The sequence below is a fragment of the Geodermatophilus sp. URMC 60 genome, from assembly GCF_053502585.1.
Genome location: NZ_CP199958.1, coordinates 4235038 through 4246538, shown reverse-complemented (window position 1 = coordinate 4246538; position 11501 = coordinate 4235038). Strand labels below are relative to the sequence as shown.

General features: G+C 75.0%; 11 protein-coding genes. 8 read left to right on the top strand and 3 right to left on the bottom strand.

The window, feature by feature from the left end:
- The first annotated feature begins 44 nt into the window (after positions 1-44).
- The 8 genes from ACWIX3_RS20045 to ACWIX3_RS20010 all read left to right on the top strand — a co-directional run bounded on the left by ACWIX3_RS20045 (position 45) and on the right by ACWIX3_RS20010 (position 8333).
- Positions 45-779 (top strand): SIR2 family NAD-dependent protein deacylase, encoded by a 735-nt coding sequence (locus tag ACWIX3_RS20045; protein ID WP_448609110.1) that lies wholly within the window; start codon positions 45-47, stop codon positions 777-779.
- Entirely contained in the window at positions 776-1111 is a 336-nt protein-coding gene (locus ACWIX3_RS20040; RefSeq protein ID WP_448609109.1) for a hypothetical protein, read from the top strand. The genes ACWIX3_RS20045 and ACWIX3_RS20040 overlap by 4 nt, the downstream gene beginning before the upstream one ends.
- Complete coding sequence (locus ACWIX3_RS20035) at positions 1108-1530, top strand: DUF1772 domain-containing protein (RefSeq protein ID WP_448609108.1); 423 nt, start codon at positions 1108-1110, stop codon at positions 1528-1530. The genes ACWIX3_RS20040 and ACWIX3_RS20035 overlap by 4 nt, the downstream gene beginning before the upstream one ends.
- A gap of 95 nt (positions 1531-1625) precedes the next feature.
- Positions 1626-3161, top strand: a complete 1536-nt coding sequence (locus ACWIX3_RS20030; protein ID WP_448609107.1) for a long-chain-fatty-acid--CoA ligase — start codon at positions 1626-1628, stop codon at positions 3159-3161.
- A gap of 203 nt (positions 3162-3364) precedes the next feature.
- A complete protein-coding gene (locus tag ACWIX3_RS20025; RefSeq protein ID WP_448609106.1) occupies positions 3365-4684 on the top strand; it encodes an NlpC/P60 family protein in 1320 nt (439 codons plus the stop codon).
- Between the two features lie 268 nt (positions 4685-4952).
- Positions 4953-6254 carry an AAA family ATPase gene (locus ACWIX3_RS20020; RefSeq protein WP_448609105.1) on the top strand — a complete coding sequence of 434 codons (1302 nt, stop codon included), beginning with the start codon at positions 4953-4955 and terminating at the stop codon, positions 6252-6254.
- Positions 6251-7315: a DUF58 domain-containing protein gene (locus tag ACWIX3_RS20015; protein ID WP_448609104.1), complete on the top strand. Its 1065-nt coding sequence runs from the start codon at positions 6251-6253 to the stop codon at positions 7313-7315. The genes ACWIX3_RS20020 and ACWIX3_RS20015 overlap by 4 nt, the downstream gene beginning before the upstream one ends.
- A gap of 61 nt (positions 7316-7376) precedes the next feature.
- Entirely contained in the window at positions 7377-8333 is a 957-nt protein-coding gene (locus ACWIX3_RS20010; RefSeq protein WP_448609103.1) for a VWA domain-containing protein, read from the top strand.
- A gap of 122 nt (positions 8334-8455) precedes the next feature.
- Here the strand turns inward: ACWIX3_RS20010 and ACWIX3_RS20005 are convergent, their stop codons facing one another.
- The 3 genes from ACWIX3_RS20005 to ACWIX3_RS19995 all read right to left on the bottom strand — a co-directional run bounded on the left by ACWIX3_RS20005 (position 8456) and on the right by ACWIX3_RS19995 (position 11499).
- The gene (locus ACWIX3_RS20005) at positions 8456-9427 is read right to left on the bottom strand and encodes a quinone oxidoreductase family protein (protein WP_448609102.1); all 972 of its coding nucleotides are present in this window, start codon (positions 9425-9427) and stop codon (positions 8456-8458) included.
- Positions 9428-9598: 171 nt separating this feature from the next.
- Positions 9599-10003 carry a hypothetical protein gene (locus tag ACWIX3_RS20000; protein ID WP_448609101.1) on the bottom strand — a complete coding sequence of 135 codons (405 nt, stop codon included), beginning with the start codon at positions 10001-10003 and terminating at the stop codon, positions 9599-9601.
- A 107-nt stretch (positions 10004-10110) separates the two neighbouring features.
- Positions 10111-11499: an alpha/beta fold hydrolase gene (locus ACWIX3_RS19995; RefSeq protein ID WP_448609100.1), complete on the bottom strand. Its 1389-nt coding sequence runs from the start codon at positions 11497-11499 to the stop codon at positions 10111-10113.
- Positions 11500-11501: the final 2 nt, after the last annotated feature.

Sequence of the window (11501 nt, the reverse complement as noted above, 5' to 3'; positions counted from 1 at the left end):
GATCCCAGCTGATCATCGGGGGGACGGGCTCCTACGGTGGAGGCGTGACCGTCCCCGGCTGGCTGACCGGCGCCCGGCGGATGACCGTGCTCACCGGCGCGGGCATCTCCACCGACAGCGGCATCCCCGACTACCGGGGACCCAACGGCGTGTGGACCCGGGACCCCGACGCCGAGAAGCTCGTGACGCTGTCCTACTACGTCGCCGACCCCGACATCCGCCGCCGGGCCTGGCTGATGCGCCGCGACACCGCGCCCGACGCGCGCCCCAACGCCGGGCACCACGCCCTGGTGGACCTCGAGCGGCAGGGCCGGCTGCGGGCGCTGCTGACCCAGAACGTCGACGGCCTGCACCAGGCGGCCGGCTCCTCGCCGGAGCTGGTCGTCGAGCTGCACGGCACGGTGCACGCCGTCGAGTGCCTGGCCTGCGGCGACCGGACGACGATGGCCGAGGCGCTGGCCCGTGTCGACGCCGGCGAGCCCGACCCGGCCTGCCGCGTCTGCGGCGGCATCCTCAAGTCGGCCACGGTGAGCTTCGGCCAGGCGCTGGACCCGGCGGTCGTCGAGGCCGCGGCCGAGGCGGCGACCGACTGCGACGTCTTCCTCGCCGTCGGCACCTCCCTGACGGTGCACCCGGCGGCCGGTCTGACCGACCTCGCCGCGCAGTCCGGCGCGCGGGTCGTCGTCGTCAACGCCGAGCCGACCCCCTACGACGCCTTCGCCGACCTGGTGGTGCGCGAGCCGATCGGGACGTCGCTGCCCCGGTTGCTGGCACCGTGACGCGGGAGCAGCTGTACGCCCGGTACCGCGCGCTGGTGGACGACGAGCTGCCGCGCCGGGCCCGCGCCGACCGGTGGGTGGTGACCACCGACCACTGCTTCGGGCGGATCCTGCTCGACCACGCCGTGGGCGGTCGCTGGTACGACGTCCTGGACCGGCGCCGCTCCCCGGCCTCCGCGCAGCTGGACGACGACCAGCTGGCCGCCGCGGTCGCGCTGGCCGAGCGGGTGCTGGCCGAGGGCGACCCGCTGCTGCGCGAGCTCGACGCGCAGAGCCTGGCCTGGCGCGGCAGACCACCGAAGCGGACGTCTCCCGGGCGGCCGGACAGGTGACGCTGCTGGCGCTGCACCTGACGCTGACCGCGGCCTACGCCGGCTTCCAGTGGACGGTGCGGGCGCTGGTCTACCCGCAGTTCGCGCTGGTCCCGCCGGCGGTCTTCCCGGCCTACGAGCGCCGCCACCAGCAGTTGGTCAGCCGGGTGGTGGGCCCGCTGTTCGCCGGGCAGGGCGTCACGACGCCGTGGCTGCTCGCCGCCCGACCCGAGGGGACGCCGCTGGGACCCGTGCTGGCCGGCGCCGCCTGCCTGGCCGTCGTCCTGGGGGTGACCGCGCTGGGCGCCGTCCCCCTGCACCGCCGGCTGGGGGAGGCGTGGGACGACGCCGTGCACCGCCGGCTGCTCCGGGTCGACACCGTCCGCGCGGTCGCGGCGACGGCCGGGACCGCCGCCGCACTGGCCACGCTGCTCGGCTGATCCGGGGGACACCGGACCGGGAACGGCCGCTAGCGTGATCCGCACCACGTCGAGCGGTCGACCGGCTGGTCGGCCCGAGGACCCGGGAGCCCAGCATGCGCGTGCCCTTGACCACCCGAGACTTCCTCGACCGCGCGGAGCTGGTGTACGGCGATCGCGTCGGCATCGTCGACGAGCCGAACCAGCCCGCCCCGTCGATGGGCGAGGTCACCTACCGCGAAGTGGCCCGGCGCGGTCGTGCGCTGCAGGCCGGGCTCGACGCCCTCGGGGTGGGGGAGGGCGAGCGGATCGCCGTCGTCAGCCACAACGCCGGCCGGCTGCTGGAGTGCCTGCTCGCGCTGCCGTCGTCCGGGCGGGTCGTCGTCCCGGTGAACTTCCGGCTGCAGCCGGACGAGGTCAGCTACATCGTCGGGCACAGCGGCGCGCGGGTGCTCTTCGTCGATCCGGAGCTCGAGGCCTCGCTCAAGCGCGTCGAGGCCGAGCACCGCTTCACCACCGGCGAGGAGTACGAGCAGCTGCTGCGCTTCGACACCGAGCCGGTGCCGTGGTCCGAGCCCGACGAGGACGCCACCGCCACGATCAACTACACCAGCGGGACGACGGCCCGGCCCAAGGGCGTGCAGATGACCCACCGCAACGAGTGGGTCAACGCGGTCACCTTCGCGATGCACATGCAGCTCAGCGACCGCGACGTCTACATGCACACGCTGCCGATGTTCCACTGCAACGGCTGGGGCCTGCCCTACAGCTCGGCCGGGGTCGGAGCCCGCCAGGTGGTGCTGCGCAAGGTCGACGGCCCGGAGATCCTGCGGCGGGTCGAGCGGCACGGCGTGACCGTCATGGCCGGGGCGCCGGCGGTGTGGAACGCCGTCCTCGACGCCGCGGCCGAGTGGGACGGCGAGGTCCCCGGTCGCGACCGGGTGCGGATCATCGTGGCCGGCGCCCCGCCGCCCTCGAAGACGATCGCCCGGGTCGAGGCGGAGCTGGGTTGGGAGTTCAACCAGATCTACGGCCTCACCGAGACCGCGCCGCTGATCACGATCAACCGGCCGCGCGCCGAGTACGACGACCTGGACCCCGAGGAGCGGGCCAGGCGGCTCTCCCGCGCCGGCGTGCCGGCGCTGGGCACCCGGCTGCAGGTCAGCGAGTCCGGCGAGGTCCTCGCCCGGGGCAACACGGTGCTCGCCGGCTACTGGCAGAACCCCGACGCCTCGGCCGAGGCGCTCGAGGGGGGCTGGTTCCACACCGGGGACGGCGGCAGCATCGACGAGGGCGGCTACCTCACCATCTCCGACCGCAAGAAGGACGTGATCATCACCGGCGGCGAGAACGTCTCGTCGATCGAGGTGGAGGACGCGGTCTTCAGCCACCCGGCGGTCGCCGAGGTCGCGGTCATCGGCGTGCCGGACGAGAAGTGGGGCGAGATGGTGACCGCCCTGGTGGTGGTCGCCGAGGGCCAGCAGGTCACCGCCGAGGAGATCGTCGCCCACTGCCGGAGCCGGATCGCCGGGTACAAGATCCCCAAGCGGGTGGAGTTCCGCGACGAGCTGGCGCGCACGGCCACCGGGAAGATCCAGAAGTTCAAGCTGCGCGAGGGCTTCTGGTCGGGCTCCGACCGCCAGGTGAACTAGCCCCTGGCAGGCCCCGCCCGACACCCCAGTTCCGGCAGCGGCCTCCCCCCATGTGGGGAGTGCCCGCTCAACCGCCTCCCTGATCTTGTCGTTCCGGCACCGGAGCGCGCCTCCGGGCGCCGGTCGACGAGGTCGTGGGAGAGGTCGGGGACGTGGGCAGGACGGACGAGCGGGAGAGCCATCCCAGGCGCTCCAGGTGGCTGGTGCGCGGAGCCGGGACGGCGCTCACCGCGCTGGTCCTGGCCGGGCTGGTGCCGGGGACGGCCGTGGCTGCTCCCGGGGACGACGGGGTCGCTGCCGCGCAGGTCGAGCGCGACGCCGCGGCCGCCCGCGTCGGCGAGATCGGCGCGCAGCTCGCGGCCGCCCAGGAGCGGGTGGACTCGGCCCGCCGGGGCGCCCAGATCGCGCTCCAGGAGTACGAGGTCCGGCAGGCCGCCCTGCAGGAGGCGCAGGTCGCGGCCGAGGCCGCCGCCGCAGCCGCCGAGCGGGCCGCCGCCGAGCTGGAGCGCGGCCGCGACCAGGTGGTCGCCTTCGCACGGTCGAGCTACATGCAGGGCAGCACGAACCCCGGTGCGGCCGCGCTCGTCAGCGCCGACGGCCCGGCCCAGCTGGTGGAGCGGGCCGCCCTGCTCGAGGCCGCGGGCGACCACCGGGCGGACGTCGTCGCCGAGCTGACCGTCCTCGAGCAGCAGGCCGCCGCCGCCGACGACGCCGCGCAGGTCGCGGTGCAGGCGGCCGACGAGGCCGAGGCCGCGGCGGCCGGAGCCCTGGACAGCGCCCAGGAGCAGGAGGTCTCGGCGCGCGCCCAGGCCGCCGCGCTCGCCGACCGGCGGCAGGTGCTGGAGGCCGAGCTCGCCGAGGCGCAGGAGGTCCTCTACGGCGCCCAGGGTGCGGCTGCCGCGGCCGCTGCCGCCGAGGCCGCCGCTGCCGCGGCGCAGGCCCGCCCGCCGGCGCCGACTCCGCCGTCGGCCCCGTCGACGGCCGGGTCCTCGTCGCGGAGCACGTCGTCCGCCGGCCCCTCGTCCGGGTCCTCGTCCGGGTCGTCCTCGTGGTCCTCCGGCGGCGGGTCGCCGACCGGTACCGACACCACGGCCGGCGCGCCCACGGGGTCGGTGGTGGACCGGGCGATCGCGGCGGCGAAGAGCCAGCGCGGGCTGCCCTACAGCTGGGGCGGCGGCAACGCGAACGGCCCGACGTGGGGCATCCCGCCGGACACCGACGTCTTCGGGTTCGACTGCTCAGGGCTGACCGAGTACGCCTACGCGCGGGCCGGCATCCGGATCGGCGGCACCAGCCGCGAGCAGTACTGGCGCTTCCGCGACCGGACGGTGGCCGCCGACGACCTGCAGCCCGGCGACCTGGTGTTCTGGGGCGAGACCGCGGACTACACGTCGATCTACCACGTGGCGCTCTACATCGGCGGCGGCCAGGTCGTCCAGGCGCCGCAGAGCGGGGACGTCGTGCGGGTCTCGGCCATGTGGTTCGGCAGCGACTACTACGGCGCGGTGCGGCCGACGGCCTAGGAGGAAGGGCGTCGGGCAGCCACGGGGGGAGCTGCCCGACGCACCGCCGAGGCTAGCAGTCAGCGCAGGCTGCGGGCAGGGGTGTGCACGCGCCGCGTGCAGGGCCCGCGTCGGTCACCCCGGGTGTCCGGTCGGCTCGTCCGCGTGCGCGCCCGGCTGCGGTCCAGGAACGTGTAGGACACTGGCGGGGACGGGCACGCCGCCCGTCGCCGACCCCGGAACGTCCCACTGGATGCGGGGCCGTGGACCGGCACGACCAGGGAGTTCCGTGAGCAGCGCCGCCAGCACCCCGCTCGAGCCGTCGACCGGGCAGCCGATCCCGCCGTCGGTCGACGCCGCCCGTCTGGAGCGGGTGCTGTTCGAGATCAAGCGGGTGATCGTCGGCCAGGACCGGCTGGTCGAGCGGATGCTCGTCTCGCTGCTGGCCCGGGGGCACGTGCTGCTCGAGGGCGTCCCCGGCGTGGCCAAGACCCTCGCCGTGGAGACGCTGGCCACGGTCGTCGGCGGTCGTTTCGCCCGCCTGCAGTTCACGCCCGACCTGGTCCCGGCCGACATCATCGGCACCCGCATCTACAAGGCCGGGCAGGACGCCTTCGACACCGAGCTTGGCCCGGTGTTCGCCAACTTCGTCCTCACCGACGAGATCAACCGCGCGCCGGCGAAGGTGCAGTCGGCGCTGCTGGAGGTCATGGCCGAGCGCCAGGTGTCGATCGGCGGGGTCACCCACCCGCTGCCCGACCCGTTCCTCGTGCTGGCCACCCAGAACCCGATCGAGTCCGAGGGCGTGTACCCGCTGCCCGAGGCCCAGCGCGACCGCTTCCTCATGAAGGTGCTCGTCGACTACCCGAGCCCGGAGGAGGAGCGCGAGATCATCTACCGGATGGGGTCGACCCCGCCGGTGGCCGAGACCGTGCTCGGCCCCGACGACCTGGTCCGCATGCAGCGCACCGCCTCGCAGGTGTTCGTGCACCACGCCCTGGTCGACTACGTCGTCCGGCTCGTGGTCGCCACCCGCGCGCCGCGCGAGCACGGCATGGAGGACGTCGCCTCCTGGGTCTCCTACGGCGCCAGCCCGCGTGCCTCCCTCGGGCTGATCGCCGCGAGCCGCGCGCTGGCGCTGATCCGCGGCCGCGACTACGTGCTGCCGCAGGACGTCCTCGACGTCACCGCCGACGTGCTGCGCCACCGGCTCGTGCTGTCCTACGACGCGCTGGCCGACGGTGTGCCCGCCGACCACGTGGTCAAGCGGATCCTGCAGACCGTGCCGCTGCCGCAGGTGGCTCCGCGGCAGCACTCCGGCGGCTTCGGCCCGGGCAGCCCCGGCGGCCCCTCGGTGCCGGCCGCGCCGCCGTCCGCGCCGCCGTTCGGGGCGCCCCAGTTCGGCCCGCCCGGACCGCCGTACGGCCAGCCCGGTCAGCCCTACAACGGCGCCGGGCAGCCCGGTCCGCTGCCACCGTCGGGGCCCTTCGGTGGCCCGGGCCAGCCGGTCCAGGGGCAGCCCGCCCCTGCCCCGCACGGCCGCCCGGACGCGTCGGCCAACGGCGCCGAGCGCGGGTCCTCGCCGGCGTGATCCTGCGTCGCCGGTCCGGCGGCGCCACGACTCCGGAACAGGCTCCGGAGCAGGCCGGCTCTCCGCCCACCCCGGGTTCCGGCATCGACCCGGGGGCGGGGAACCACGCCCACACGCCCGGGTCCGGCGGCGCGCCGCCGCAGTTCGCCGAGGGCCCGGCCGACGTCCTGCTGCAGCGACTGGAGCTGACCGTCCGGCGCCGGCTCGACGGGCTGCTGCAGGGCGACCACCTGGGTCTGGTGCCGGGTTCGGGCACCGAGGCCGGCGACTCGCGCACCTACCACCCGGGGGACGACGTCCGGCGGATGGACTGGCCGGTGACCGCGCGCACCCAGGTGCCGCACGTGCGCGAGACGGTCGCCGACCGCGAGCTGGAGACCTGGGCGGTGGTCGACCTCTCGGCCAGCCTGGACTTCGGCACCGCCAACTGCACCAAGCGCGACCTGGCGATCGCCGGGCTGGCCGCGGTCAGCCACCTCACCGTCCGCGGCGGCAACCGCCTCGGCGCCGTCGTCACCACCGGCGAACGCGTCGACCGCTACCCGGCCACCGCGGGCCGGCTGGCCGCCGACCGGCTGCTGCGCGCGGTGGTCGCGACGCCGCGGGCGGCCGGCGGGCGCCGGGGCGACCTCGCCGCCGCGCTGGAGTCGCTGCGCCGCCCGCCGCGCCGCCGCGGCCTGGTCGTCGTCGTCTCGGACTTCCTGGGCTCCGACGCGCAGGGCGTCCCGGACTGGGAGCGCCCGCTGCGCGGCCTCGGGGCCCGCCACGAGCTGCTGGCCATCGAGGTGGTCGACCCGCGGGAGCTCGAGCTGCCCGACGTCGGCCTGCTCACCGTCGTCGAGCCGGAGAGCGGGCAGACCCTCGAGGTGCCCACCGGGGACGCCGGGTTCCGGGCCCGCTTCGCCGAGGGCGCGGCGGCCCAGCGGCGGGCGATCGCCGCGGCCCTGCGCCGCGCCGGCGCCGGGCACCTGCAGCTGCGCACGGATCGCGACTGGCTGATGGACGTCGTCAGGTACGTCGCGGACCGGCGACGTGCGGGCTCCGGAGGTGCGTCCCGATGACGTTCCAGACCCCGATGAGCCGTCGCGACCGCCGGCGTGCCGGCAGCGGAGGAGCCTCCCGATGAGCTTCCAGGCACCGTGGTGGCTGCTGGGCCTGCTGGCCGTCGTCGCGCTGGTGGCGCTGTACGTGGTGCTGCAGCTGCGCCGCAAGGCCTACGCCGCCCGGTTCACCAACGTCGCGCTGCTGGGCACGCTGGTGCCCAAGCGGCCCGGCTGGCGGCGGCACCTGGCCTTCGGGCTGGTTGCGCTCGGGCTGGCCGGCCTCATCGTGTCCCTGGCGGTGCCCAGCACCGAGGTGCGGGTGCCCCGGGAGCGCGCCACGGTGGTCATGGCCGTCGACGTCTCGCTGTCGATGCAGGCGACCGACATCGAGCCCAGCCGCTTCGAGGCGATGCAGGTGGCGGCCAAGCAGTTCGTCGACGTGCTGCCCGAGCGGATCAACCTCGGGCTGGTGTCCTTCGCCGGCACGGCGACCACGGTGGTGACCCCGACGACCGACCGCGGCCAGGTGCGCACCGCGATCGACAACCTGGAGCTGGCCGAGTCGACCGCGATCGGCGAGGCGGTGTTCACCTCGCTGACCGCGATCGAGAACTTCCAGTCGTCGCTGGACGCCGACGGCGAGGAGGTGCCGCCGGCGCGGATCGTGCTGCTCTCGGACGGCTACAACACCGTGGGCCGCCCCGACACCCAGGCCGTCGACGCGGCGCTGGACGCCGGCATCCCGGTCTCCACCATCGCGTTCGGCACCGACTACGGCACCCTGGACCTCGACGGCGAGCGGGTGCCGGTGCCGGTGGACCGCGCGACGCTCGAGGACATCGCCGACCAGACCGGCGGCAGCTACAGCGAGGCGGCCAGCGCCGCGGAGCTCGAGCAGGTCTACCAGGACCTCGGCAGCCAGATCGGCTACACGACCGAGCCGCGCGACGTCAGCTACTGGTTCGTCCGCGGCGGGGTGCTGTTCGCGCTGCTCGGCGTCGTCCTCAGCCTGCTCTGGACCAACCGCCTGCTGTAAGGGACGCTGCCCCGCGACGAGCACGGCACGCTCCGTGGATGCTCGGGCGCTGCTTCCCGTGGGAAGCAGCGCCCGAGCGTCGGGAGGGGAGAGCTGGGCGGCGGCCAGGCCGCCGCCGTTGCTCAGCGGCTGGGGTCGAGGACGAGCTTGCCGGTGGTGCGGCGGGCCAGCAGGTCCTGGTGCGCCTCGCGGACGGCGGACAGCGGATAGCGCCCGCCGACGACCGGGCGCAGCGCGCCGTCGGCTACCAGCGGGAGCAGCTCGGTCATCGCGTCGTCGAGCATCGACGGCCGCACCATGCAGTGCGCCAGCCAGAAGCCGACGACCGCGCGGCTCTTCTGCAGCAGCATCCCCGGCGGGACGGCGGCGGTCTCCTGGCGGGCGGCCATCCCGTAGGTGACCACCCGGCCGAACGGGGCCAGCGCGGCCAGCGAGCCGGCGAAGACGTTGCCGCCGGTCATCTCCAGGACGACGTCGACCGCCCGGCCGCCGTTGGCCTCGCGCAGGGCGGCGGTGAAGGCCTTGGGGTCGTCGTCGGCCAGGGCGGGGTCGACCGACGCGTCGGCGCCCAGCTCCTCGGTCAACGCCCGCTTCTCCGGGCTCGACGCGGTGGCGATCACCCGGCCGGCACCCCAGCGGCGGGCCAGCTGCACGGCCAGCGACCCGACGCCGCCGGCGCCGGCGATGACGACGACGGTCTCCCCGGCGGCCAGGTGGGCGCTGGTGCGCAGCAGGTGCCAGGCGGTGCTGCCCTGCAGGACGACGGCCAGCGCCTGCTCGTCGGTCACGCCCTCGGGCACCTGCCAGGTCAGCCGCGGGTGCGCGACGACCTTCTCGGCGTAGCCGCCGCCGTCGAGCAGGCCGACAACCCGCGCGCCGCCGCCGGCCGTCGTGCCCACGAACTCCGCGCCCGGCACCAGCGGCAGCTGCTGGGCGGCGAGGTAGCTGTTCTCGATCTGGTGCGTGTCGGCAAAGTTGACTCCCGCGGAGCTCACCCCGTAGAGCTGCTGACCGGGCCCTGGGGTGGGGTCGGGCAGGTCGACGACGTCCATGACTTCGGGGCCGCCGAAGCGGGTGATCTGCACAGCGCGCATGGAGAGGACGCTAAGGGACGGCGCCGACGAAGCGGTACCGGCCGACCTGCAGCTTCCGGCTCTGGAGCGAAGGTGGAGCCTGAGGCACATGCTGGGGCAGCTGTTCGGTCAGCCACGGCTGTGCGTCGGTCGACGACCTCCTCTGACATGCCGCTGGAGGCTCGACGGCCCTCAGAGCGAGAAGCCGCGGTGGGTCATCGTCATCAGTGCGATGGCAGTGGCAGCGACGAGATCGACGACGGCGCAGAACAACGGCCACCACCGAGTGTTGGCTACGAAGGCGGTTCGGTGCTGCCAGAGGTCCTTGAGGCCGTGGCCTGCCAGTCCGCCGACGGTCAGCCAGGCCGGTCCGGTCACCGCGACCGCGGCGATGACGATGAAGACGGAAGCGGCGCCGGTTTCGACGCCGATGACCGTTGGCCGCCCGTCCGCGACGCTGAACCCCACGTACACGGCCGCGATGAGCGTGAGCCCCAACGCGTAGACGGTGGAGGGGGTCAGCCAGGGAAAGGCCAACGGCGACGCCGCCTGCAGACCTCCGAACACCACGCCCCACGCCGCCGGCGCGCGCATCACGCGAGCCGGCATGGCTGCCCATCGCGGTCCGGCTGTCGGCCGGTGTCCGCGCTCGGCCACGGCGGCCAGCTGGGCATCGGGTCCCCGTGTCGGTCGGGCGGCTCCGGTCACGGTTCCGCCACCGCTGAGCTGGTCCTCGCCGCCTGCACCACGTCCTCGATGGCGGAGACGCTGTAGGTGTAGTCGGAGTCATCCAGGAGCAGTGAACTGTGCGTCGCCGGCACGAGCCGGTGGTCGCTGGTGGGGGAGAGGTCGGCCAGGTCGTCCTGGGCGGCCGACCAGCCCACCTGGCGGTCGCCGGTGGTGGCAGTGACCACGACCAGGGGCGTGCTGCCGACGCCTTCCAGGGCCTGCGCCTGCTCGAAGAGCTCGGGGTAGGCCGCCACCTCGTAACGCTCGGCCCGCAGCTGCCGCGTGCCCCAGGCGAAGGCCTGCAGCTGCGCCTGGGCCGCTGAAGGTAGGTCCCCCGCGACGCCGGAGTCCAGCAGCGGGCCGGCACCGAGGCGCACGAGGGTGGGAAGCAGCGCCGTGAACCGCCGCAGGAACGCGTAGCTCCCCGGGTAGTCGGGCAGCGCGGTGAACTGGTGCGGACTCGAGGAGTCCAGCAGGACCAGGCCGGCGACGTCGTCGGGGTACTGCGCGGCGTAGACCATCGCGTACGGGCCGCCCACGGAGTGCCCGGCCAGCACGTACGGACCTGGCTCGCCCGCTCGGCGCAACAGCGCGTGCAGGTCGGCAGCCACCTGCCCGCCGTCCGTCGGTCCGGGCGAGCTGTCGCTCCACGCCTGACCCGCCCGGTCGTAGGAACAGACCCTCGTCGTCCCGGCGATCGCAGGCTGCACGAGTCCCCAGGTGGCGGACGTCTCACCCATCCCACCCACCAGCACGACGGTCGGGCCGCCCGAGCCGGTGCAGGACAGGTGCAGCCGGTGGCCCCCGACGTCGTACAGCTGCCCGGGCATGGGCGGCGGGTCACCGGCGAGCGCAGCCCGCAGGGTCGCCGCACCGCCGCCGACGGAGCAGATGATCAGCAGGACCAGGGCGGGGGAGAGCAGCCAGAAGGGAAGGCGCAGACGCATTGACCGAACGGCACGAAGGGTGGTCCAGGCCGCGAGCGCCAGGAGGAGAGGTGGCCAGACCCAGCCGGCAGCGGTCAGGACCCGCTCGCCGGGTGCCAGGACCAGCAGCGCCGCCCCGACGGCACCCAGAGCGGCCGCCGGCACCGTCGCCCAGCGCTGCGGCCGATCGGTCCACGCCGACGAGCCGAGCGCCAGCGCGGCCCATCCCACCGACAGTCCGAGCAGTCCCGTTCCAGTGAGCACGTGCTCGGGCGCACCGGCCACGACGCCCAGCGCGAGCCCCACCGCAGCGAGCGGGCCGACGGCGACCGAGAAAGCCACCAGCCAGGCCAGGCGACGTCCGGATGCCCGGGCGCTGTTCCTCGGTGGCGCGCCCGTGGGCTCGGTCGGCAGGGGCGGGGCAGCGGTCGCGGGCACGG